Raw genomic sequence first — 22,506 nt, 5'->3', positions numbered from 1 at the left:
AGGGATGAACTCTTTGCCCGCGCTCGATGCGGGTGCGCTCCGCGCCGACTTCCCCATTTTGGCGCAGAGCGTGGGCGGTCAGCGCCTCGTGTACCTCGACTCTGCGGCTACCAGCCAGAAGCCGCAAACTGTCATCGATACCGAGATCGCGTTCCTCACGCAGACCAACGCGGCCGTCCACCGCGGGGCCCACACTCTTGCCGCCGAAGCGACGGTGCTTTTTGAAGATGCTCGAGAGCGCGTTGCCGCATTCGTCGGTGCCGACGAAGAGCAGCTCGTCTGGACGAGCGGTGCGACCGCCGGAATCAACCTCATTGCGTATGCAGTTGGCAACGCGACGGCCGGGCGCGGCGGCGCTGCCGCGCGGAGGTTTGCGCTCGCTCCGGGTGACGAGATCGTCGTAACCGAGGCCGAACATCACGCCAACCTCATTCCGTGGCAAGAACTTGCTGCCCGAACGGGTGCCGTGCTGCGACACATCCCCGTGCACGACGACGGCACGCTTGCGCTCGATGCTGCGGCATCCCTTATCGGAGCGCGCACCAAAATCGTTGCCTTCCCCCACATTTCGAACGTGTTGGGCATCGTCAACCCGGTCGCAGAACTCGTCACTCTCGCGCAGAGCGTCGGCGCACTCACGGTGCTCGACGCGTGCCAGTCAGCGCCACATGTGCCCCTGGACCTACCCGCACTCGGTGTCGATCTCGCTGTCTTCTCTGGCCACAAGATGCTCGGCCCGTATGGCATTGGCGGCTTGTACGGTCGGGCTGAGGTTCTCGATGCCTTGCCGCCGTTCCTGACGGGCGGATCGATGATCACAACCGTCTCGCTCAATAGCGCCGACTATCTTCCGGCTCCCCAGCGGTTCGAGGCCGGAACGCAGCCGGTCTCACAGGCCATCGCGCTGGCCGCCGCAGTCGAGTACCTCGACACCGTCGGCATGGCAGCAGTTCACGCTCACGAACGTGTGCTCGAGCGACGGATGCGTGAGGGTCTCCGCCGAATCGATGGCATCCGCCTGCTGGGCGACGCTCCCGACGGTGTCGACCGTGTCGCCCTCAGCGCTTTCGAAGTGCAGGGCGTGCACGCGCACGACGTGGGTCAGTTTCTCGACGCACGCGGAGTTGCTGTTCGCGTCGGCCACCACTGCGCACAGCCGCTTCACCGCCGCTTCGGGATGACGGCATCCGTTCGTGCATCGGCCTCGCTCTACAACACGGAAGAAGACATCGACATGTTGCTTGACGCGGTATCCGGCGTGCGCTCATTCTTCGGAGCGGGCTCGTGAGCGGGCTCGAAGGGCTCTACCAGGAGCTCATCCTTGACCACTCCAAGGCCCGCGACGGTTTTGGTCTTGAAGACGCCGACGGTCGAAGCGCCGATTCGCATCAGCGAAACCCCATCTGCGGTGACGAAATCACGCTGCGCGTGCGCGTCGATGACGACGGCGCGATCCGCGATGTGAGCTGGGAAGGCGCCGGCTGCTCGATATCGCAAGCGTCGGCATCCATGCTCACGGGCCTTGTCGAGGGGATGCCGCGCACTGAAGCTGACGCCCTCATCGCGGGCTTCCGCGAAGTGCTGCGCTCACGCGGCAAACTCACCCTCGACGAAGACGTTTTCGGCGACGCCGCGGCACTTTCGGGGGTTTCGAAGTACACAGCCCGCGTCAAGTGCGCGATGCTCGCGTGGGTCGCCCTGGAAGACGGTCTGTCGCGCGCCTAAAGCTAGGCGTTCGTGCGACCGAACATCTTGCTCCAGAACCCGCCGGTTGATTCGGCCTTTGGATGGCCGCCGCACCATTGGCTCGACGGCACTGAGCGCTTGACGCTATCTACGTGCTGACCGCATCCGGCCCAGGTCGTTTTTCCACAGGTCTTGCAGTTGACTGCGTAGCACACGATGTACACACCTTTCGAGGTTTTCGGGATACCCCACTGGGTATACGCTATACCCCATACGGTATGACAATGAGCGGGGAGATCACAAATGCGGACCATCATCATCGGCGGAGTGGCAGGCGGGATGTCAGCAGCCACGAGGCTGCGGCGACTCGACGAGTCTGCCGAGATCACCGTGTATGAGCGTGGACCGCACGTGTCCTACGCCAATTGCGGCCTCCCGTACTACGTCGGCGGGATCATCACCGACCGATCGCAGCTTCTCCTTCAGACCCCCGATTCGTTGCACCGACGATTCCGTCTTGACGTGCGAACCGGGCACGAGGTCGTCTCGATCGATCCCGACCTGAAGCTCGTCACAGTCGTCGAGCTTGCAACGTCGACAACCTCGACGGAGCACTACGACACCCTCATCCTGGCCGTCGGCGCAGCAGCCCGGGGCGAGGTCACTTTTGGTGACATTCCCACGCACACTCTTCGCACCGTAAGCGACGTCGATGCCATCACCGCGCTCCTCGAACGCGACAACGGCATCCGCTCCGCTCTCGTCATCGGCGGCGGTTTCATCGGCCTCGAAGCCGCCGAGAACCTGGTTTCTCGCGGGCTTCACACCTCACTGGTTCAGCGCGGACCCCATATTCTGACTCCGCTCGACCCCGAGATGACTGTTCCGCTCGAATCGCACCTGCGCGCGCACGGGGTCGATGTGCACACTTCCACAGTCATCGACCGCGTCGACGGTGGGATCGTTCACCTCAGCGACGGCACGTCCCAGCAACCCGACCTCATCATCGATGCGAGCGGAGTTCGACCCCAAACAACGCTGGCATTGACAGCAGGGCTGCGACTCGGCCCTACCGGCGGTATCGCTGTCGACGCAGAAAACCGCACGAGCGACGCGAACATTTTCGCGGTCGGCGACGGTGTCGAAAAACAAGATGCCCGCACCGGTGAGCCGACACTCGTCACGATGGCGGGGCTTGCGAATCGCCACGGGCGAACTACTGCCGACGTCATCGCCGGTGTTGCAGAGACCAACGCGCCGTCTCTCGGCACGGCGATCGTCGGAGTTTTCGACATGGTCGCGGCCAAGGTCGGCGCAAGTGAAACCGAACTGCGGGCAGCAGGCGCGCCCCTGCGCGTCATCCACACGCACCCGGCTTCTCACGCCGGGTACTACCCCGGCGCTGAGGGAATGTCGATGAAGCTTCTTGTCGACCCGGAGTCGGACCGGATTCTGGGAGCACAGATCGTGGGTGGTTCCGGCGTCGACAAGCGCATCGATATCATCGCTGTGGCAATGACAGCGGGAATAACGGCATCCGCTCTTGCGAAACTCGAGCTCGCCTATGCACCACAGTTCGGCTCGGCAAAAGATCCCATCAACCAGCTCGGATACGTCGCTGACAATCTGCGCACCGGCGCGACCCGCTCGTTACAGTGGCACGAACTCGAGGCCGCGCGAACGAGCGGGGCAACGCTTATCGACGTGCGCTCTGCGGGCGAGTATGCCGCAGGCAGTATCCCGGCCGCCGTCAATATTCCTGTCGACGAACTACGCGAACGACTCGATGAGCTCCCCGCGGGACCCGTCATCGTTCACTGCCAGGTCGGACAACGCGGTCACACCGCAGCTCGAATTCTCACGCAGCACGGAATTGACGCCGTAAACCTTGACGGCGGGTTCCGCACGTGGGCTGCAGGAGCCCAGGTGCGCGAACCCGCCGTCAACGTGGTCTAGTCGCGAGCCGCGCTTGAACGCGGCGCACGGCGGCGGCGCGGTGCGCCACTGCGGTCACCCGAGCGGTCGCCAGCAGCTGCGGGGCGACCCGAGCCACGACGAGCACCCGATGCGCCGGGCTTCTTCGACGGTGTGTGGTTGACCGTGACGGGAGCAGGCTTCACATAGGGAGCGTGCGGGCCGACGAGTTCAACGACCGGGGCGCCATCAGCTGTGACGCGCTCGAACGGAACCGAGATTCCAGCCTTGCGCAGCAGGTCGGTGACGTCGCGACGCTGTGATTCGAGCGTAACGGTGACGACAGTTCCCTCAGCACCGGCGCGAGCGGTACGGCCCGAGCGGTGCAAGTATGCCTTGTGCTCCATGGGCGGGTCGACGTGAACAACGAGTTCGACGTTGTCGACGTGAACACCACGAGCAGCAACGTCGGTTGCCACGAGCACCCGAACACCACCCTTTTCAACCGGAGCACCGAACGACGCGAGGTTACGCTCACGCGCTGACTGCGAGAGGTTTCCGTGCAGATCGACGGCCGGGATGCCGGCTGCCGTCAGCACCTTGGCGAGCTTCTTCGCCTGGTGCTTGGTGCGGGTGAAGAGGATGCGGCGACCCATGCCAGAGGCAAGAGCACGGACGAGGTCGGACTTCTCGGCGTCGCTGACCATCAACACGCGGTGGGTCATAGCTGCGGCGGGAACGCTCGACTCGTCAACTTCGTGACGAACCTCGTCGCGGAGGAACCGACGCACGAGGCCATCGACACCACGGTCGAGGGTCGCGCTGAACAGCAAGCGCTGACCGCCCTGCGGCGTTGCGTTGAGAATACGGGTGACTCCCGGAAGGAACCCGAGGTCGGCCATGTGGTCGGCCTCATCGAGCACGGCGATCTCGACGCGGTCGAGGTTGATGACGCCCTGCTTCATAAGGTCTTCAAGGCGACCAGGGCACGCTACGACGATGTCGACACCGGCACGAAGTGCCTGCTCCTGGGGGCGCTGACTGACGCCACCGAAGATTGTGGTGACGTTCAGGCCGGTCGCGGCGCCAAGAGGCGCGAGCACGGCAGCGATCTGGGTAGCCAGCTCACGAGTCGGTGCAAGAACGAGGCCGCGGGGGCGACCAGGAGTGCGGCGTGCGGCGTTAGCTGCACTCAACCGCGCAACCATCGGAAGAGCGAACGCAATGGTTTTTCCGCTGCCGGTGCGGCCACGACCGAGTACGTCACGGCCAGCGAGAGAGTCAGGAAGAGTGCCTTCCTGAATCGGAAAGGCTTCCGTCTTACCGGAGTCGGCAAGTACACGGGCCAGGGGCGCGGGCACGCCGAGGTCAAGAAAAGTAGGCATAGAAAATGTATCTTTCGGGTAAACACGATCGAAACTGACCGCAAATGGGCGACGGCGCGGATTCGCGCATCGGTTCGCCGCTCGAGAAGTGCCACAGCCAGAGGGCCGGGAAGCGTATCGACGACGCAGGCGCTAGAAAAGCACCACCTCAACGTTAGCACGCACTACCTGCGGGTCCGGCTGATGACGGCAACCTGGGCATCTTCCTAGCAATGCGCCACATTCCGCCTTCTGCATAAGCCTCGACGTACGCTGGCCCTAGCGATCGGCACCTGCCTTTGGCTCCGCACGCCGATCGAAGTAGGTTCGCCATCGCTATTGCCGCTCCCACCGCTCAGCTCGGGCCTGTACGCCAGACCTACGCGGGAACCGACACCTTCCCGCATCTGACACGTGCGTACACCGAGATCTCGAAGGTCACGCGCGAGACCGGGCTGCTCGATCGAGCACGCGGCTTCTACGCTCTCGTCGGCGGCATCCTGGCCCTCTGTCTTGCTGGGTGCGTAGCGGGCTTCATCCTGCTCGGAGATAGCTGGTTCCAGCTGCTCATCGCGGGTGCCCTCGGCATTATCCTCACGCAGATTGCATTCCTCTCTCACGAGGCCGCGCACCGCCAGATTCTCGCGTCGGGCCCGCGCAACGACCGCCTCGCTCGCGGATTGATCAGCGGTGTTGTCGGCATGAGCTACTCCTGGTGGTCAAGCAAGCACACTCGCCACCACGCCAACCCGAACCGCGTCTCTCGTGATCCCGACATCGAAGTCGACACAGTTTCTTTCCTTGAAGAAGATGCGGCGAAGGCCCGTGGCCTCCACGTCTTTCTCACGCGGCGCCAGGGCTGGTTCTTCTTTCCGCTGCTCACACTCGAGGGTTTGAACCTGCACTACCTCGGCCTTAAGCACCTCACGACGACAAAAGACGTCAAGGGCCGCTGGATCGAACTCAGCCTCATCGCCGGTCGCTTTGCCCTCTACCTCTCGCTGCTGTTCTGGGCACTGCCCCTCGGCATGGCATTCGCATTCCTCGGCGTGCAGCTCGCTGTTTTCGGTGTCTACATGGGTGCCGCCTTCGCACCGAACCACAAGGGCATGCCGATCGTCGACCGCGATGCGAAGCTCGATTTCTTCACCAAGCAGGTTCGCACCTCGCGCAACATCAGCGGCGGCTGGTACACGACATGGCTCATGGGCGGACTCAACTACCAGGTTGAGCACCACCTGTTCCCGAACATGCCCCGTCCGCACCTCGCGAAGGCGCGCTTGATTGTGCGCGACTACTGCGAAACCCTCAACGTTCCTTACACCGAGACAACGCTTTTGCGTTCTTATGGGATCGTCATCGCGTACCTCAACCGCGTGGGCCTCGCCGCTGGCGACCCATTCGATTGCCCCGTGTCGTCAGAGTTCCGCCGCGTCTAAGCGGCCGTGATTCGTTCGAGCCGCGCGTAGCTGTCTTCCATCCCGGAAGTCATTCCGGTCGCGAGCACAGCATCTCGGGCTTCCTTGCTGGAGTAAGAAATCAACAGCGTGATGAGAGTCGCGCCGTCTTCTTCGATGAGCAGCATGTCGTTGGTGGTCGACGGGTAGTCGGTGCCCGTCATGTGCTCCGTCGTAACCATCCGACGGACTGGTTCACTCAAGAGAATCTCACCGTCGAATCCGAAAGCCTCGCCCTCGCCCACGGCGAGAGGCTCCCAGGCGTAGCGATACTTCCCGCCCGTGCGTGGGTCGATCTCGCACACTGTCATTGCCCATCCTTCGGGGCCGAGCAGCCACTTCTGCATCAGGTCGGGCTCGGTGTGTGCGCGCCACACGAGCTCACGGGGTCCGTCAATCAAGCGAGTGATACGAACCTGATTGTCGTTGAGCAGCTCGGTCTCAGTGCCCTTACCCTGACCGAACTCCCGCAAGCTCTTCACAACCGTGTCGAGCTGGCCCATGGCCAATGTCATTCCCTCGGCCGCACCCATCGCCAAAATCTGCTCGAGAGCTTCCACCGAAGGGAAGTACGACGTCGTCGTGAATCGCGCGCCGGCGTCGGTGTCTTCGAAATCGAACGTCAGTCTCATCGACGGAGTATCGGCGAGAGCCTCCCCGTCGTCTCCGACGAATTCATCGAGGACTTCAAACCCACGCGCTTCGTCGATGCTAATGAACTCCCACCCACCGCGCGCGATCTCTCCATTGGGCCCCGTCATGTGGTACCTGGCTCGCCCTCCCACAGCGAAGTCGAACGAAACGAACGTCGCTGGCCATCCGGGCGGGCCCCACACCCGCTCAAGCTGACGCGGTTGCGTGAACACGTCCCACAGGCGCGCGCTCGTCGCCTCGACATCCGCAGTCAATGTCATTGTGAGGTTTTCCCGGTCAGTCGTGATGTCGGTTACAGGCATGGGTTACTCCTCTTAAAAGGCGAACTGGGCTCCTCGCTCCCACATGACTGAAAAGGTATTGCTGCTCCAACAACTCGTCAATGCCCCCCGCAAACAGCGCTTTGCATCTGTGGTCTGACCACATATGCTGTCGGCATGACACACCGACTCTTTCCGCGACGAATCGGCGCTGCGGTCCTCGCGCTCACAACGGCGCTCAGTCTTGCAGCGTGCACGAGCAGCACCGACCCCGAGGCATCCGCTCCCGCGTCGACCGCTATGTCAGCACTCGCAATGGACGGAATCATCGTGGGCTCCGGCGATGTTGAGATCGAAATGTGGGGAGATCCCTCGTGCCCCCACTGCGCTGAACTCGACAAAGCGATCGGTTCTGACCTCGCCGATTTTGTTGCAGCAGGCGACGTCACCATGACGCTTCACCCCATGACCTACGTCAGCGAAAAGCGCGGTGACACCACCGACTACTCCACTCGTGCGAGCGCCGTGCTATTTGCCGTAGCGGATGCGGGCGAGACGGATGCCGTACTCCCCCTGTATTCGTTGATCCAAGCCAATCAGGTCTCTGAATCCGGTAGCCCTTCCGATGATGACCTCGTGCAGTACGCGGCGCAGGCGGGTGCTGCTGCCGATCTTTCGACGGCGATCGCAGATTTTTCCGCGACGGCAACAACATCGAACGACTACTGGCTCGGCCGTGAGATTCCCGGCACGACGGAAGTCATCGACCATGTGCCGACCCTCGTGATCAACGGGAACGTGTTCGAAGTACGCGAAGACGGCACCGACGCAGCGCGCTTCACCGCGGCAGTAGAGCAGGCACGAGCGTAGCCGAACTAGACTGAGCGGGTCCGGCATCCCTGATTTTCTGGAGTCCAGCCGCGTGACTACTTCCACTCCCACGACGCCTGCCACGGCAGACACCGTCGACAACGCCGTCGCCACTCCTGAGAAGGAGCAGCCGTACGCAGCCCTCGGCCTCAAAGCCGACGAGTACGCCCAGATCCGCGAGATTCTGGGGCGTCGCCCCACGAGCGGTGAGCTCGCCATGTACTCGGTGATGTGGAGCGAACACTGCTCTTACAAGTCGAGCAAGAACTACCTGCGCCAGTTCGGTCAAAAAGTCACCGACAAAATGCGCGAGAAGCTCATGGTCGGCATGGGTCAAAATGCTGGCGTCGTCGACATCGGCGAAGGTTGGGCTGTCACTTTCAAGGTGGAGTCGCACAACCACCCGAGCTACATCGAGCCGTTCCAGGGTGCCGCAACCGGCGTCGGCGGCATCGTCCGCGACATTATCTCTATGGGCGCGCGCCCCGTCGCGATCATGGACCAGTTGCGCTTCGGAGCCATTGATCACCCCGACACCGCTCGCGTTGTGCACGGCGTGGTTTCGGGCATCTCGTTTTACGGCAACTGCCTCGGCCTACCGAATATCGGCGGCGAGACCGTGTTCGACCCGGTATATCAGGGCAACCCGCTCGTGAACGCTCTCGCGGTCGGCGTACTGCGTCACGAAGACCTGAAGCTTGCCAATGCCTCCGGCACCGGAAACAAGGTCGTGCTCTTCGGCGCTCGTACCGGTGGCGACGGAATCGGCGGCGCCTCAATTCTTGCCTCCGACACCTTCGCCGATGGCGGACCCACCAAGCGCCCGGCAGTGCAGGTTGGCGACCCGTTTGCCGAGAAGGTGCTCATCGAGTGCTGCCTCGAGCTGTACCGCGACGAGTTGGTTGAGGCCATTCAAGATCTCGGAGCCGCCGGTATCTCGTGCGCGACGAGTGAACTCGCAGCCAATGGTGGTTCGGGCATGCGCGTCGACCTCGAAAACGTGCTGCTGCGCGACCCTTCCCTCACCCCAGAAGAGATTCTGATGAGCGAGTCGCAGGAGCGCATGATGGCGATCGTTGCCCCCGAAAAGCTCGAGGCGTTCTTGGCTGTCGTCGGCAAGTGGGATGTCGAAACGAGCGTTCTTGGTGAAGTAACCGGCGATGGCCGGCTGCAGATCTTCTGGCACGGCGAAGAGATCGTCAACGTTGACCCTTCAACAGTCGCAGTTGATGGCCCGGTCTACGATCGCCCCGTTGCCTACCCCACCTGGATCGACGCGCTCCGTGACGACTCCGCCGCGGCCCTCGAGCGTCACAACGACGCTGACACGCTTCGTGAGCAGTTCTTGAAGCTCGTGGCGAGCCCGAACCTCGCCGACCCGTCCTGGATCACGAACCAGTACGACTACTACGTGCTCGGCAACACTGCCCTCTCGTTCCCCGACGACGCCGGCATGATCCGAGTCGATGAGAACTCGGGTCTCGGCTTCGCTATCGCAACCGACTGCAACGGCCGGTTCTGCCAGCTCGACCCGTACGAGGGCGCCAAGCTCGCTCTCGCGGAGGCCTATCGCAACGTCGCCGTCACCGGCGCAACGCCGGCAGCTGTCACCGACTGCCTCAACTTCGGCAGCCCCGAGAACCCCGAGGTCATGTGGCAGTTCTCCCGCGCAGTCGAAGGACTGAGCGACGGATGCCTCGAGCTCGGTATTCCAGTGACCGGTGGCAACGTCTCGTTCTATAACCAGACCGGTGACACTCCGATTCACCCAACTCCTGTCGTCGGCGTCATGGGTGTCATCGACGATGTTGCCCACCGCATCCCGAGCGGATGGCAAGACATCGGCGAGAACATCTATCTGCTCGGTGTGACCGCGATGGAACTCAGCGGGTCAGCATGGGCCGCGACGATCCACGGCCACCTCGGTGGACCTCCCCCCACCGTTGATCTCGCCGGCGAGAAGCGCCTCGCGGAACTGCTCCGGGCAGCGTCAGACCAGAGCCTCATCTCCAGCGCGCACGACCTCTCGGAAGGTGGACTCGCGCAGTCACTCGCCGACGCCGTGAAACGGTTCGGCGTTGGCGCACGTGTGTGGCTGAGCGAAATCAGCGAACGCGATGGGGTGGATGCGGCATCCGCTCTCTTCTCCGAGTCCACGGGTCGCGTCATCGTGACAGTGCCGCGTGAAGAAGACGTGAAGTTCCGGGGGCTCTGCGCGGGTCGCAACTACCCAGTGCTGCGCATTGGCGTCACCGATTCACCGGCCGAGGGCGAACCGACACTTGAAGTCCAGGACGTCTTCACCGTGCCGATTAGCGAACTGCGTTCGATTTCGGCGGCAACGCTTCCCGCCGCGTTCGGTCCGACCATCAGCGAGCCCGGAATTTAGGAGTTCGACATGAGCGACGAAGACTACGGCGATCTCAACACGAAGCGTCAGATGCGCATGAAGATCGTGGCATGGGCGGTTATCGTGGCGCTCATCCTGGTCGGCGGCGGCTCAACCGTCATCGCGCTGATCTTCGGCTGAATCCAGCAACACGTAGTGTGAAGACGTGGAACCTTTACTGGAGTTCCTCGCCCTCTGGTGGTGGACTGCTCCGACTGCCGTAGGAGTTGGCACCGCCAGCTACCTTGGAGCGACAACGGGCCGGCGCCGCGCGCGACGACTGGCACTGAATGCAGCCCGAGCGCACGAGCAAGCGGCGATTCGTGCCGCGCTCTCGGCGCGAGCTGACACCCGGTCGGCACAAGCGAAGGTTCATGCGGCGCGCGCTGGTGCTCCCGGACCGGCATTGCCCGACGCGCGACGCGCTCTCGTAGAGGCCAAACAACGGCAACGTTCGGCCGCGCTCGCATTGCGCGCGGCCCGGGGCGAAGTTCGCGCAGAACGTGCTCGATTGGGCGCGACATCCTCGATCGAGGATCTGCCGCTCGTTCGGCTCGTGCGGCAACACGACGAGATCGCCGCGCGCTGGCTGGAATACGAAACCGATCTTGAACTCTCCATCGCGGTGCCGCAGCTGAGCGATCCACACTGGCCCGACACGGCAGCGTTTCTCGACACGATGCAGCAGGCACAGTGGCTTCGCCCGCCCGACGGAGCAATCCGGATGGATCCCGTCGCGTTCACCGCATATCGTGCCGCTGTTTCGGACATGGCCGCGGCGTTCGAACGTGCGGAAAATGCGGCACTCCGCGCCTCCGCGCGTGCCGGTCAGCTCCCCCGCCGCGCCGCGCCGCCGCAGAGCCCGCCAAAACCTCCCGCGACATAGCCCGAGGGGTCGCAACACGCCGCATGCAGCGCGCTAGCGCGCGAGCATTATGGCGTGTTGCGACCCCTCGGCGTGGGTTACGCGGAGACTCAGGAAGTGAGCGAGTCCACGTACTCCTGGTTGTCGGAGATCCACTGCTGCACAACGTCGGTGTAGTCGTCGCTACCGCCGTCGCTGAACATGGCGTCTTCGAGTGAGTACAGCGTTTCGCTGGGCATCTTGAAGTCGGCCAACCATCCGTTGACCTCAGAGAACTCGTCAGCAAAGCTGGTCGAGGTCACTGTGTGAATGCCTTCGGCGTCACCGAGGAGGCCTTCGGGGTCTTCGAGGTCCTTGAGCGGGAAGGCGTTGTATGCCCAGTGCGGGCGCCACAGGGTGACAGCAACGTTCTCGCCAGCATCGGTCTTCGACTGAAGTTCGGCGAGCATGGCGGGTGTCGACGAAACGACGAAGTCCATGTCCTCAAGGCCGTAGCCGGGGATGACCTCGTCCTGCGTGACGGTCACGAGACCGGAACCGGCCTCGATACCAACAAGCTTGTTGTCGAAAAGATCGGCGTTCTCAGCGAGCTCGGAGAGCGAGTCGATGGGAGCGTCCTCGTTCACGGCGATCGTGAGCTTGGCCTCATCGTTCCAGGCGCCCAGGTCAACGAGCTCGTCGCCGTAGGTTTCCATGTAGTCCGCGTGTGTGAGCGGCAACCATGTGTCGAGCGTCAGGTCGTAGTTCTCTTTCGAGATGCCGGTGTAGACGGCTGCGGGGTCGGCGTATTCCAGCTCTACGTCGTAGCCCTTGTCTTCAAGGATGGCCTTCCACAGTTCGGACGCAGCAATGCCTTCGTCCCAACCGTTGAAGACGGCGATCTTGACGGCGCGGTCGCCCGATGCGTCAGACGAACCTGATGCGTCATCGGAGGTACCAGCGCAACCGGTGAGCGCGAGGGCCGCAACTCCGGTCAGTGCGATTCCTGCAGTAAGGGTGCTTCTCTTGGTCATCGTGTGTCCTCTCTTTCCGCATGCTGTGCGCGGATCGTTCGGTTGTGAGCACGCCGTTCGACGCGCCCATCCGGCGAGGGATGAGCTCGCCAGGTTGGTGGCGGGTGCAACGTCGAACCCGTAATTCTGTGTGATGGATGCCGGTGGCATCCGCGTTGTTATGAATTGACGATCGGCGCGCGCTGAGGCGACGCGATCTTCTCATCGAGCTTTGTGACAGATGAGGAACGGCGCTTGTCGCGCGACGCGAGCCCCGACGTCACCCGGTCGAGAATCATCGCGAGCACGACAACCGAGCCACCGGCTTCGACACCGAGTGCGATATCGATGCGGCTCAGGCTCTGAACGACCTGCCCACCGAGACCGCCAGCGCCGACCATGCCGGCGATAACGACCATCGAAAGGCTCAACATGATCACCTGGTTGACACCAGCCATGATTGACGGCAGTGCCAACGGGAGCTGAATCTGTCGCAGGATGCGGCCGGGCGATGCGCCGAAGGCGTGCCCGGCTTCAACGACCTCTTCATCAACACCGCGAATACCGAGCTCAGTCAAACGCACACCGGGCGCGAGAGCGAACACGATTGTGGCGACAATTCCGGGGACGACGCCGACACCGAACATGATGAGAGCGGGAATCAGGTAGACGAAGGCCGGCATCGTCTGCAAGAAGTCGAGGATCGGTCGAATGACGCTCGAAACCTTCTCGTTGCGCGCGGCCCAAATTCCCAACGGGATCGCAATCGCCACAGCGACTGCAGAAGCGATGATCACGAGAGCGAGCGAGTCCATCGCGTTGTCCCACTGATTCACGCCGACGATCAATAGCAGGCCAATCGCCGTTCCGACCGCAAGCGGCCAGCCCTTTGCGAAGTAGGCGATCGCCGCGAAGACGAGAATGATCACCCAGAACGGCGGGCTGGACAGCGCCCAGTCCAAGCCGTCGTATACGGCCGAGAAGATCACGCTGATTCCGTCGAAGAACCAGGCGAAAGTGTCAATGAACCAACGAACGACGCTCTCTACAACGTCACCAATGGGGAGGCGGAACATATCGTTCATCGCAGGCTCCCTTCCGTGGTCTCTGCAGCATCGATGGTGAGTGTCATCTCACTTTCCGGCACTGTCGCCGGCACATCGATGACGGGGTTTTCCCGCGTCATCGTCGGCACATTGCCGAGCGCCGCGAGCAGAGTGACGCGAGGAATCACGCCCATGAGGCGCATCCGGTCGTCCACGACCGCGACGGGAATGTGGCTCTCGACGGAGCGCTCGACGACATCGGTCAGTGGATCGTCCGGGTGCACGGCGGGCTGCGCGTGGTGAGCCAACGAACGAAGATCGGTCTTTCCACTCTTTACGGCGCGAATGGCTTCGCGATCGGTGATGATCCCGAGATATACCCGGTTTTCGAGCACGGCAACCGAACCGACCTGCTGATCGCGCATGACCTTGAGGGCGCCGCGCACACCAGCGCTGACCGGTGTCGTTGCCTGCGGCGGCTCCATGACGCTCGAGGCGGTCAGCACACGCGCCCGGTCAACATCCTGAACGAACTGCGCGACGTAGTCGTTTGCCGGGTCGGTGAGGATCTCTTCGGGGGTGCCATTTTGCACGATGCGACCATCGCGCATGACGGCGATCCGGTCACCGAGGAACATGGCCTCGTTGAGGTCGTGTGTGATGAAAACAATCGTCCGACCGAGCTCCTGCTGCAGCTCGATGAGCTGTTCCTGCATTTCACGTCGAATGAGGGGGTCAAGAGCCGAAAACGCTTCGTCCATCAGAAGGATGTCTGTGCCGGAAGTGAGCGCGCGGGCAAGACCCACGCGCTGACGCATACCGCCGGAAAGTTCGTCGGGCATTGCTTCGGCACGATCGCCGAGGCCGACCTTTTCAAGAATTTCCATCGCACGGCTGCGGCGCTCTTCGCGGCCAACGCCTTGAATCTCCAACGCGTAGGCGGCGTTGTCGATCACGGTGCGGTGCGGGAGAAGGGCGAAGTGCTGAAAGACCATCGACACCGACTGGCGCCGGATACGGCGAAGCTCCGAGGGCGAAGCTTTGGCGATGCTTTCACCCTGGACCAGCACATCGCCCGCTGTGGGCTCCAGCAGTCCATTCAACATCCGGATGATCGTCGACTTTCCCGAGCCCGACAATCCCATGATGACGAAGATCTCGCCGGGCTTGACGGTGAAGCTGGCGTCGATAACGGCCGCGGTTCCCGAGGATGCGATGTCGGATCGCGAGGCACCATCGCGGAGCTTCTGAACTGCTCCGCGCGGGTTACGCCCGAAGACTTTAAAGAGGCCTTGAGCCTCAATGGCATGCTGCACAGTCACTGTCACCTCGGCAGCGCGATTTCACGGCTGCATCGGTCACGCCCGGGTTAAGATCACTCGCGCTCAGACCGAGATTCGGGTCTCGGGAACACAGCTGCGACACGTGTCGGACATGTCGCAAAGATCGTTAACCGTACGCTCACCGTCATGGCATCAAAGGATGCCGCGATGATCGCGGACTGATCGGAACAGGGTCATCTGACCCACCGACAACCGTATCAGCTATCGAGTCCCGCAGCCGCGGTGTGGTGCCGGATGACCTCGGCGACGACGAAATTGAACCACTTTTCGGCGAACTCGGGATCGAGATCCGCCTCTTCTGCAAGGCGTCGGAGGCGTGCCGTTTGCTGCTCTTCACGAGACGGATCAGAGGCGGGCATCCCGTGCTCGGCCTTCAACTCGCCCACCTGCTTCGTGCAACGAAAGCGTTCAGCGAGCATGAAAATGAGCGCGGCATCGACGTTGTCGATGCTCGCTCGCAGCCGGGTCAAGGTGGCTACTGGATCAGCGTCAGTCATGGGGGCGTCCTCCTGAATTCGACGATACCGTGTCGCGGTGCACGCCACCTCTAGAGTGTGATCATGACCGATGGCACAGAGAGCTCCGCGACTCCCAAATCCGGCGGAACACCAGCACGCTCGGCAGTGTTGCGAAACCCCTTCGCGTTCGGGTTCTTCGTCACCCTCGGAGGGCTCGTCGCCATCCTCCTCGGCCTCGCGGTCTCCAATCTCACAACGATCCTGATCTACATCGCATTTGCGATGTTCGCAGCGCTCGGACTCGACCCGATCGTCCGCGCTTTGGAACGCCGCAAGGTGCCGCGCACCTGGTCGATCGTCATCGTCTACATCGGCTTTGCCGCGGTGCTTGCGGGCGTGCTTCTCATTGTTCTGCCGACAGTCATCCGACAGATCACACAGTTCATCGACAGCATTCCGAAGTACTTCACCGACTTCATGCACAGCGAGGTCTACGCGTACATCAACTCGAACTTTGGCGACGCTGCGGGCGACATCGTCAAACAGCTGCAGGACTTCATCGTGAATCCAGCCAATATCGCCGCGATCGGCGGCGGCGTTCTGCAGTTCGGAGTCTCTCTTGCCACCGGAGTTTCCGGTCTCGTCATCATCCTGGTGTTAAGCCTCTACTTCTTGGCCTCGCTGCCGATGATCAAGAGCTCGTTCTACCGCCTCACGCCCGCCCGTAACCGTCCCGGTGTTGCAGACCTCACCGAGCAGATCACGGACTCGATCGGTGGCTACTTGATGGGGATGGTGGTGCTCGCGTTCTTCAACTCGATGTTCACACTCGTACTCTTCCTGATTCTCGAGCTGCCGTTCCCAGCACTGATGGCCGTCGTTGCGTTCTGCATTACGATCATCCCCCTCGTAGGTCCCGTCCTCTTCTGGATCATCGGGTCGCTCGTCGCACTTCTCGGTGATCCCGTCGGCGCACTGATCTTTTCGGCCTCGTACCTCGCCTACATGCAGGTTGAGGCATATTTCCTCACGCCGAAGGTCATGAACCGAACTATTTCGATTCCTGGGTCTCTCGTCGTCATCGGTGCGCTCGTCGGCGGAACGCTACTCGGACTCCTCGGCGCTCTCGTGGCGATACCCGTGACGGCCTCGCTCCTGCTCATTTTGAAGCAGGTTGTGATCCCCAAACAGGATCAGAAGATCTAGCGCACCGGCACGAGGCACGTGGGAGAGGCCACGTCGACACGATGGCGCACCCGCCCAGGAATCCCCGTTCTGTCGTCGAGGCTGAGCGACGCCACTTCATCGGAGAGCTGGCCTGCCACCAGGAGGGTGTCACGCACGATGGCGTGATGGCGCGGCCAATTCACTCCGGCATCGACCAAAGCAACGGCGCTGATCGACTCGCCGGCACCGTCCACTCGGAGCGTCGCGATCGTGTTGGAACCACGAACTCCCGCATAAAGAAAGGCCCCGTCGCGCGACGGCGCGAGCTCAGCGGCAGTGTCGGTGGTCATGAGCCCAGCGCCGAACGCGAGACTCGAGATTATCCGCCAATGACCCATCGGGTTCGGGGCAAGCACGAACACCTCGTGTGAGAGCTCAGTGATGACATAGAGATGGCCACTCGGGTGCCATACCGTGTGGCGCGGCCCACTCCCGCGCGGAAAAACAACCTCCTGGGCAAAACGCAGCTCACCATCCGCACCGTGGCGCCAGAACCGGACAAGGTCGTACCCCATATCGACCGTCGCAACGACGCCGTGTGGCAAGTAACGCACCTGGTGTGCGCGCGAAGCGCGAGCCGCAGCATCCGGTTCTCCACCACCCGTTTCTGTCGCACCGATTTGTGTCGCACCCTCAAAAAGCGCGAGGTCCGCGGCATTCGCCGAAACGGAGAACGGCAGCGGTTCTTCGTCGCCGAGCAGATGGGCGTATTCGGCACCCGCCGCGTCGCGGAGCGCCTGCCGCGCCTGTTCGATCTCAGACTCGGGCTGTTCCGGAGCCGCGGCCCCGGCCGGCTCGCCCACGCCATGAGGATCGACAGCACTCGCGAGGACATGCCTCCCACGCGGCACTCCCGCGCTATCGAGTGGCATCCGCACGACTCGACCGTCACCCCAGCACGAAACCGCAAGCTCTGAAGCGTCAGGAGCCACGGCAACATGGCATGTCATCTCGCCAGCTTCGATCGGACGCCCGAGCTCTACGAAAGCTGTCTCGCCAACTCGGCGAAACGCTTGAACCACGCCCCGCCCCTCAAGGGCGGCATACACGATGTCAAGCGTTGGATGCTTCGTCACCCATGAAGGTGACTGGGCTGGTGCGACCGTGCCAGAAAAGCGAAGTTGGCCGCCAGCGAGAACATCGTCTCGCGCCCCCGCCACGACTTCGCCGATTCCCTCACCGACGCCGCCCATGTCGGCCGTGTATCCGCCCGTGAGGATGCGCATCAGTCGACGAGGTCGTGGCGCACAATAACAGCGTCGCGCGAGGGACCCACGCCGATGACGGAGATTCGCGTACCACTCATCGATTCCAGAGCAAGTACGTAGTCCTGAGCTTCGACCGGCAGATCTTCGAAGGACCGCGCCGTCGAAATGTCTGTCTTCCAGCCCGGGAAGTACTCGAGGATAGGCTTCGCGTGGTGGAAGTCGGTCTGGTTGACGGGGACCTCGTCGAATCGTTCACCATCGACGTCGTAGGCCACGCAGACCGGGATCTGTTCAAGACCACTCAGGATGTCGAGTTTTGTCAACACGAGGTCGGTGATGCCGTTGATTCGTGTCGCGTAGCGCGTGATGGGTGCGTCGTACCATCCGACACGGCGCGGACGCCCAGTCGTCGTGCCGAACTCGAACCCGCGCGAGCGCAACCAATCGCCCTGCTCGTCGAAGAGCTCGGTGGGGAACGGCCCCGACCCGACGCGTGTCGTGTAGGCCTTCACAATGCCGACGATGCGGTCGAGGCGGTTCGGACCGACCCCGGATCCGGTGGAAGCCCCACCAGCTGTCGCCGACGATGACGTTACGAACGGGTAGGTGCCGTGGTCGACATCGAGCATGGCAGCCTGCCCGCCCTCGAAAACCACGACATCGCCTGCGTCAAGAGCCTGACTCAACAAGAGACCGGTGTCTGCGACCATCGGACGCAAACGATCCGCATAAGACAGCAGATCTTCCACGACCTCGTCGACAGTCACCGCACGCCGGTTGAAGACCTTGACGAGCAGGTGATTCTTCTGGTCGAGGGCGCCTTCCACCTTCTGGCGCAGAATGTTCTCGTCGAAAAGGTCTTGCACCCGGATGCCGACACGGTTGATCTTGTCGGCGTAAGCCGGACCAATTCCGCGACCGGTGGTGCCGATCTGGCGCTTACCCAAAAATCGTTCGGTCACCTTATCGAGCGTGCGGTGGTACTGAGTGATGATGTGCGCGTTGGCGCTGACGCGCAGGCGCGTGATGTCTACGCCGCGCGCTGATAGTGCCGTCAACTCGGCAAAAAGCACCTCGAGGTCGACGACCACGCCGTTGCCGATAACGGCATTGACGCCCGGACTCAGGATGCCTGATGGCAAAAGGTGCAGAGCGTACTTCTCGTCGCCGATAACGACGGTGTGACCGGCGTTGTTGCCGCCGTTGAACTTCACAACCCAGTCGGTGCGGTCGCCGAGAAGGTCAGTCGCCTTCCCTTTACCCTCGTCACCCCACTGGACTCCGACGATCACGATGCCTGGCATGAGGCTCCCTCTGTGGTGGATCGGTACACCCCATCCTATCGAGCGGTTCCGCGATGTCTTCCTCGCCTCAACGGCTCTTGCCGGGAATAAACGAGCGCACCATGCGCATTTCGCTATATGACGCCTCACAACGGCATCTCCGCATCCCCCACTCAGAATGGTCGAAGAATGTCTGCCGCCGAAGATCACACCCGCTGGCGCGAACAGCGCCGAACCGCTGTGACCGCCCCGACCGGCAATCTCGCGCTCGTCGAAACTCGCTGGACAGGCGCCGTGCCCGATATCGAAGCTGTGCAAGAGGGCATGCCCGATTCCATAACGGTCACTCCCCTGCAACGCACCGAGATCGACTCGCATGCCACGGAGCACGGGTTGCGCATATGGGATGCGAGTGCGCCCGCCATCCGTTCGTTCGAAGAGATCGCTACGTACGACTACGACCCCGCCTGGGTGCTGACGGCGAGTTTCGTTCCCGTCGCTGAAGATCGCACCGTTCCGTTTGAACACATTCGCGACAACGGAGGCACACGTGACCTCGTTGTCCCCGGCGACATCGTCTTCACGCTCGATGGCCGCGATTATTCGCTGGCGGCGTTCGACGACGGGGGCCAGCTCCTTCTCGTCTTCGCGGATCAAACCAACGGCTCCGAAACCTACGGTTCCGGGCGTTTCTTGTTCGTTTCCCGAGACTCCGCGAACTCCGACACTGTCACGCTCGATTTCAACCGGGCTTTTGTTCCGCCGTGCGGCTTCTCGGCGCAGTACAACTGTCCTCTCCCGCCCGCCGCGAACAGGTTCTCTCTGCCGGTTCGCGCTGGCGAAAAGAATGTCGTCTTCCGCGACGGCTTCGACATCTACGCGGCTTAGTCCGTCTCATCCACAGCAACCTGGAGTACCCGTTACATGAAGAGATCCCTCGCTGCCGTTTCGACGATCGTCATCGCTGCCCTCGCACTCGCCGGCTGCTCCGCGGGTGGGGGTGCCGCAACGAGCGGTGATGACGCGACCATCTACATCGGTTCGCTCTATGAGCCCCAGAACCTCAGCAACACCCAGGGAGGCGGGCAGGGTGTGACCGAGGCTTTCAATGGAAATGTCTACGAGGGCCTTTACAAGCTGACCGATGACGGTGAAGTCGAGCCGCTTCTCGCCGCGAGCTCCGATGTGAGCGATGACGGCCTGACGTACACGATCACGCTCCGCGAAGACGTGACATTCCACTCCGGCAAGGAACTCACGTCGGCCGACGTCAAGGCAAGCGTCGATGCCGTCACCGCCGAGGACTCCCAGTCAGCGCGCAAGTCGAGTTTCGCCGTCATCAGCGACATCGCAACCCCCGACGACACCACAGTGGTCTTCACTCTCTCGGAGCGATCGATCTCGTTCCTCTACAACCTCAGCTACATCTGGATTATCAATTCCGAGGCGACAGACCTCACTCAGAGCGAAGACGGCACTGGACCTTATGCGCTCGATGAGTGGCGGCAGGGAAGCACGTTGACGTTGACGCGCTGGGACGACTACTGGGGTACGCCCGCGACAAACGCGGAGGTGGTTTTCACCTACTTCACCGATGCCACTGCGGAGAACAACGCGCTGCTCACCGGAGAGATCGACATCATCACGAGCGTGCAGAGCCCGGACTCGCTCTCGCAATTCACTGACAATGACGACTTCGTGGTCAGCGAAGGCACGTCGACGACAAAGGAACTGCTCGCGTTCAACGATCGCGTTGCACCGTTCGACAATGCTCTCGTACGCAAAGCCGTCTACTCCGCGATCGATACCGAGCAGTTGCTGACGGCAATCTGGGGCGGCTACGGCACCTTGATCGGATCGATGGTTCCGCCCACCGACCCCTGGTACGAAGACCTCACCGATGTGAACCCCTACGACCCCGACCTCGCTCGCGAAGAGTTGGCGGAAGCAGGCTACGCCGACGGATTCACGTTCACTCTCGACACCCCGAGCTACGATCCGCACCCTGCCGTCGCGGAATTCTTGCAGTCACAACTCGCGGAGGTCGGAATCACTGTCGAGATCAACACGATCAGCGCCGACGAGTGGTACACCAAGGTCTTCAAAGACCAAGACTTCGAGGCGACGCTGCAGGAGCACGTCAACGACCGTGATGTCGTCTGGTACGGCAACCCCGACTTCTACTGGGGTTATGACAATGCCGATGTGCAGCAGTGGGTCAGCGAAGCCGAACAGGCAGCGTCCACCGAAGAGCAGACCGAGTTGCTCAAGAAGGTCAACGAGCAGATAGCCGAAGATGCCGCGAGCGTGTGGCTGTATCTTTATCCGCAGATCGTTGTCGCCTCGAGCGACGTCACGGGATATCCGGTCAACGGCTTGAACTCTCAGTTCTACGCCTACGACATCGTGAAATCGTAACCACCAAGGACCTAACCGAATCGCGGATGCCGCGCCGCACCTGTACCCGCGGCATCCGCCTTCGTTTGTGAAATACATGCTCACCTACTTGCTGCGACGCTCCGCGTTTCTCGTGGTGTCGTTGGTCGTCGCGATGGTGGTGATCTTTGTTCTGCTGCGGCTCCTACCGGGCGATCCTGCGAACGCGCTGCTGTCGGTTGATGCAACGCCCGAACAGATCGCGGCGGCACGGGCACAGGTGGGCTCGGATCAGCCTGTGCTCCAACAGTTCCTGCAGTGGGCCAGCCAACTTTTGCAGTTCGATCTCGGCAACTCGCTCATCAGCTCGCGACCCGTGGGCCCCGAGGTCACGTCACGGCTGGGCGTGACGCTTCCGCTAACCCTCATGGCGTTCGGCCTCGCACTCGTTCTTTCGCTCGTGATCGGAATCGTCGCCGCGATGCGTGCTGATCGATGGTACGGCATTGCGCTTTCGGGTTTCTCGCAGCTCGGCGTCGCGGTTCCCGTTTTCTGGGTGGGCGTCATCTTGGTGTGGATCTTCGCCCTCAACCTCGGGCTCCTGCCGTCGGGTGGTTTTCCGCGGAACGATTGGGCTGATCCTGCCGACGCGCTGAGGTCGCTTGCCCTCCCCATCGTGACGATTGCGATCGTCATGAGCGCGTCATTGAGCCGATATGTCCGATCCGCAACGCTCGACGTTTTAGGGAGTGACTACCTACGTACGGCTCGCGCCGGGGGTGCGGGAATGACCGAAGCACTCCTGCGACACGGTGTACGAAATGGTTCGGTTCCTGTGATCGCGGTGCTCGGAATTGAGCTCTCGACAACTCTTCTCGGTGCTGTCGTTGTCGAAAGCGTCTTCACTCTGCCAGGCCTTGGAAACATGCTGCTCACGGCAATCGAGCAGCACGACTACGCAAATATCCAGGGCGTTCTTGTCGTCAGCACCCTCTTCGTTCTCTTGGTGGGTTTCGCCGCAGACATCCTTCAGCGCCTTGTCGACCCACGGTTGCGTACGAGCGTCTCGGGTAACCGTTGAGTCGCGCGAAGCGGCGGCCACACGCGACACTCG

20 protein-coding genes are annotated in these 22,506 nt (G+C 62.2%); 12 read left to right on the top strand and 8 right to left on the bottom strand.

All coding sequences use genetic code 11. The features are described from left to right. The first annotated feature begins 4 nt into the window (after nucleotides 1-4). From G6N83_RS07080 to G6N83_RS07070, 3 genes are all read left to right on the top strand, one after another. Nucleotides 5-1,288 carry a SufS family cysteine desulfurase gene (locus G6N83_RS07080; protein WP_165140674.1) on the top strand — a complete coding sequence of 428 codons (1,284 nt, stop codon included), beginning with the start codon at nucleotides 5-7 and terminating at the stop codon, nucleotides 1,286-1,288. Beyond that, nucleotides 1,285-1,725, top strand: a complete 441-nt coding sequence (sufU, locus tag G6N83_RS07075; RefSeq protein WP_165140671.1) for a Fe-S cluster assembly sulfur transfer protein SufU — start codon at nucleotides 1,285-1,287, stop codon at nucleotides 1,723-1,725. Before G6N83_RS07080 ends, sufU begins: the two co-directional genes overlap by 4 nt. A gap of 264 nt (nucleotides 1,726-1,989) precedes the next feature. After that, entirely contained in the window at nucleotides 1,990-3,642 is a 1,653-nt protein-coding gene (locus G6N83_RS07070) for an FAD-dependent oxidoreductase (RefSeq protein WP_165140669.1), read from the top strand. Here the strand turns inward: G6N83_RS07070 and G6N83_RS07065 are convergent. Continuing rightward, nucleotides 3,639-4,985: a DEAD/DEAH box helicase gene (locus tag G6N83_RS07065; protein WP_165140667.1), complete on the bottom strand. Its 1,347-nt coding sequence runs from the start codon at nucleotides 4,983-4,985 to the stop codon at nucleotides 3,639-3,641. The two genes, G6N83_RS07070 and G6N83_RS07065, sit on opposite strands and share 4 nt — an antisense overlap. A gap of 278 nt (nucleotides 4,986-5,263) precedes the next feature. Here G6N83_RS07065 and G6N83_RS07060 point away from each other — a divergent pair, with 278 nt between their 5' ends. Continuing rightward, nucleotides 5,264-6,403, top strand: a complete 1,140-nt coding sequence (locus tag G6N83_RS07060; RefSeq protein WP_208379736.1) for a fatty acid desaturase family protein — start codon at nucleotides 5,264-5,266, stop codon at nucleotides 6,401-6,403. Here the strand turns inward: G6N83_RS07060 and G6N83_RS07055 are convergent. Continuing rightward, nucleotides 6,400-7,377 (bottom strand): SRPBCC family protein, encoded by a 978-nt coding sequence (locus G6N83_RS07055; protein ID WP_165140665.1) that lies wholly within the window; start codon nucleotides 7,375-7,377, stop codon nucleotides 6,400-6,402. The genes G6N83_RS07060 and G6N83_RS07055 overlap by 4 nt on opposite strands. 135 nt (nucleotides 7,378-7,512) lie before the next feature. Between G6N83_RS07055 and G6N83_RS07050 the strand changes: the two genes are divergently transcribed. From G6N83_RS07050 to G6N83_RS07040, 4 genes are read left to right on the top strand one after another with little or no spacing between them, the layout of a single operon-like run. Beyond that, the gene (locus G6N83_RS07050; protein ID WP_165140663.1) at nucleotides 7,513-8,205 is read left to right on the top strand and encodes a DsbA family protein; all 693 of its coding nucleotides are present in this window, start codon (nucleotides 7,513-7,515) and stop codon (nucleotides 8,203-8,205) included. A gap of 52 nt (nucleotides 8,206-8,257) precedes the next feature. Then, a complete protein-coding gene (gene purL / locus G6N83_RS07045) occupies nucleotides 8,258-10,594 on the top strand; it encodes a phosphoribosylformylglycinamidine synthase subunit PurL (protein WP_241246117.1) in 2,337 nt (778 codons plus the stop codon). 9 nt (nucleotides 10,595-10,603) lie between these two features. Beyond that, nucleotides 10,604-10,735: a hypothetical protein gene (locus tag G6N83_RS13925; protein ID WP_260149181.1), complete on the top strand. Its 132-nt coding sequence runs from the start codon at nucleotides 10,604-10,606 to the stop codon at nucleotides 10,733-10,735. Between the two features lie 25 nt (nucleotides 10,736-10,760). Then, complete coding sequence (locus G6N83_RS07040) at nucleotides 10,761-11,480, top strand: hypothetical protein (protein ID WP_165140661.1); 720 nt, start codon at nucleotides 10,761-10,763, stop codon at nucleotides 11,478-11,480. Between the two features lie 89 nt (nucleotides 11,481-11,569). Here the strand turns inward: G6N83_RS07040 and G6N83_RS07035 are convergent, their stop codons facing one another. The 4 genes from G6N83_RS07035 to G6N83_RS07020 all read right to left on the bottom strand — a co-directional run bounded on the left by G6N83_RS07035 (nucleotide 11,570) and on the right by G6N83_RS07020 (nucleotide 15,337). Beyond that, the gene (locus G6N83_RS07035; protein WP_165140659.1) at nucleotides 11,570-12,472 is read right to left on the bottom strand and encodes a glycine betaine ABC transporter substrate-binding protein; all 903 of its coding nucleotides are present in this window, start codon (nucleotides 12,470-12,472) and stop codon (nucleotides 11,570-11,572) included. Nucleotides 12,473-12,630: 158 nt separating this feature from the next. Next, nucleotides 12,631-13,536: an ABC transporter permease gene (locus G6N83_RS07030; RefSeq protein WP_165140657.1), complete on the bottom strand. Its 906-nt coding sequence runs from the start codon at nucleotides 13,534-13,536 to the stop codon at nucleotides 12,631-12,633. After that, on the bottom strand, nucleotides 13,533-14,819 hold the full coding sequence (locus tag G6N83_RS07025; RefSeq protein WP_165140655.1) for a quaternary amine ABC transporter ATP-binding protein: 1,287 nt from the start codon (nucleotides 14,817-14,819) through the stop codon (nucleotides 13,533-13,535). The genes G6N83_RS07030 and G6N83_RS07025 overlap by 4 nt, the downstream gene beginning before the upstream one ends. A gap of 218 nt (nucleotides 14,820-15,037) precedes the next feature. Continuing rightward, nucleotides 15,038-15,337 (bottom strand): chorismate mutase, encoded by a 300-nt coding sequence (locus G6N83_RS07020; RefSeq protein WP_165140653.1) that lies wholly within the window; start codon nucleotides 15,335-15,337, stop codon nucleotides 15,038-15,040. Between the two features lie 63 nt (nucleotides 15,338-15,400). Here G6N83_RS07020 and G6N83_RS07015 point away from each other — a divergent pair, with 63 nt between their 5' ends. Then, nucleotides 15,401-16,504, top strand: a complete 1,104-nt coding sequence (locus G6N83_RS07015; protein WP_165140651.1) for an AI-2E family transporter — start codon at nucleotides 15,401-15,403, stop codon at nucleotides 16,502-16,504. Here G6N83_RS07015 and G6N83_RS07010 read toward each other — a convergent pair. Further along, nucleotides 16,501-17,751: a lactonase family protein gene (locus tag G6N83_RS07010; protein ID WP_165140649.1), complete on the bottom strand. Its 1,251-nt coding sequence runs from the start codon at nucleotides 17,749-17,751 to the stop codon at nucleotides 16,501-16,503. The two genes, G6N83_RS07015 and G6N83_RS07010, sit on opposite strands and share 4 nt — an antisense overlap. Next, a complete protein-coding gene (locus G6N83_RS07005) occupies nucleotides 17,751-19,037 on the bottom strand; it encodes an adenylosuccinate synthase (RefSeq protein ID WP_165140647.1) in 1,287 nt (428 codons plus the stop codon). Before G6N83_RS07005 ends, G6N83_RS07010 begins: the two co-directional genes overlap by 1 nt. A 168-nt stretch (nucleotides 19,038-19,205) precedes the next feature. On the opposite strand from G6N83_RS07005, the gene G6N83_RS07000 reads away from it, so the two are divergent. From G6N83_RS07000 to G6N83_RS06990, 3 genes are all read left to right on the top strand, one after another. Continuing rightward, the gene (locus G6N83_RS07000; RefSeq protein ID WP_165140645.1) at nucleotides 19,206-19,904 is read left to right on the top strand and encodes a DUF1684 domain-containing protein; all 699 of its coding nucleotides are present in this window, start codon (nucleotides 19,206-19,208) and stop codon (nucleotides 19,902-19,904) included. A gap of 36 nt (nucleotides 19,905-19,940) precedes the next feature. Then, entirely contained in the window at nucleotides 19,941-21,434 is a 1,494-nt protein-coding gene (locus G6N83_RS06995; RefSeq protein WP_165140643.1) for an ABC transporter substrate-binding protein, read from the top strand. Nucleotides 21,435-21,510: 76 nt separating this feature from the next. Then, nucleotides 21,511-22,473, top strand: a complete 963-nt coding sequence (locus tag G6N83_RS06990; protein WP_165143235.1) for an ABC transporter permease — start codon at nucleotides 21,511-21,513, stop codon at nucleotides 22,471-22,473. Nucleotides 22,474-22,506: the final 33 nt, after the last annotated feature.

The sequence above is a fragment of the Microbacterium endophyticum genome, from assembly GCF_011047135.1.
GTDB classification, from domain to species: Bacteria; Actinomycetota; Actinomycetes; order Actinomycetales; family Microbacteriaceae; genus Microbacterium; species Microbacterium endophyticum.
Note: the sequence above shows the minus strand (reverse complement) of the source record. Positions and strands in the feature narration are given on the sequence as shown.

What these genes read in the sequence shown, in the direction of transcription:
- G6N83_RS07065 (WP_165140667.1), bottom strand. Translation starts at nt 4,985, where the DNA reads ATGCCTACTTTTCTTGACCTCGGCGTGCCCGCGCCCCTGGCCCGTGTA.
- G6N83_RS07055 (WP_165140665.1), bottom strand. Translation starts at nt 7,377, where the DNA reads ATGCCTGTAACCGACATCACGACTGACCGGGAAAACCTCACAATGACA.
- G6N83_RS13925 (WP_260149181.1), top strand. Translation starts at nt 10,604, where the DNA reads ATGAGCGACGAAGACTACGGCGATCTCAACACGAAGCGTCAGATGCGC.
- G6N83_RS06990 (WP_165143235.1), top strand. Translation starts at nt 21,511, where the DNA reads ATGCTCACCTACTTGCTGCGACGCTCCGCGTTTCTCGTGGTGTCGTTG.
- G6N83_RS07035 (WP_165140659.1), bottom strand. Translation starts at nt 12,472, where the DNA reads ATGACCAAGAGAAGCACCCTTACTGCAGGAATCGCACTGACCGGAGTT.
- G6N83_RS07050 (WP_165140663.1), top strand. Translation starts at nt 7,513, where the DNA reads ATGACACACCGACTCTTTCCGCGACGAATCGGCGCTGCGGTCCTCGCG.
- G6N83_RS07030 (WP_165140657.1), bottom strand. Translation starts at nt 13,536, where the DNA reads ATGAACGATATGTTCCGCCTCCCCATTGGTGACGTTGTAGAGAGCGTC.
- G6N83_RS07010 (WP_165140649.1), bottom strand. Translation starts at nt 17,751, where the DNA reads ATGCGCATCCTCACGGGCGGATACACGGCCGACATGGGCGGCGTCGGT.
- G6N83_RS07080 (WP_165140674.1), top strand. Translation starts at nt 5, where the DNA reads ATGAACTCTTTGCCCGCGCTCGATGCGGGTGCGCTCCGCGCCGACTTC.
- G6N83_RS07005 (WP_165140647.1), bottom strand. Translation starts at nt 19,037, where the DNA reads ATGCCAGGCATCGTGATCGTCGGAGTCCAGTGGGGTGACGAGGGTAAA.
- G6N83_RS06995 (WP_165140643.1), top strand. Translation starts at nt 19,941, where the DNA reads ATGAAGAGATCCCTCGCTGCCGTTTCGACGATCGTCATCGCTGCCCTC.
- G6N83_RS07020 (WP_165140653.1), bottom strand. Translation starts at nt 15,337, where the DNA reads ATGACTGACGCTGATCCAGTAGCCACCTTGACCCGGCTGCGAGCGAGC.
- G6N83_RS07070 (WP_165140669.1), top strand. Translation starts at nt 1,990, where the DNA reads ATGCGGACCATCATCATCGGCGGAGTGGCAGGCGGGATGTCAGCAGCC.
- G6N83_RS07015 (WP_165140651.1), top strand. Translation starts at nt 15,401, where the DNA reads ATGACCGATGGCACAGAGAGCTCCGCGACTCCCAAATCCGGCGGAACA.
- G6N83_RS07000 (WP_165140645.1), top strand. Translation starts at nt 19,206, where the DNA reads ATGTCTGCCGCCGAAGATCACACCCGCTGGCGCGAACAGCGCCGAACC.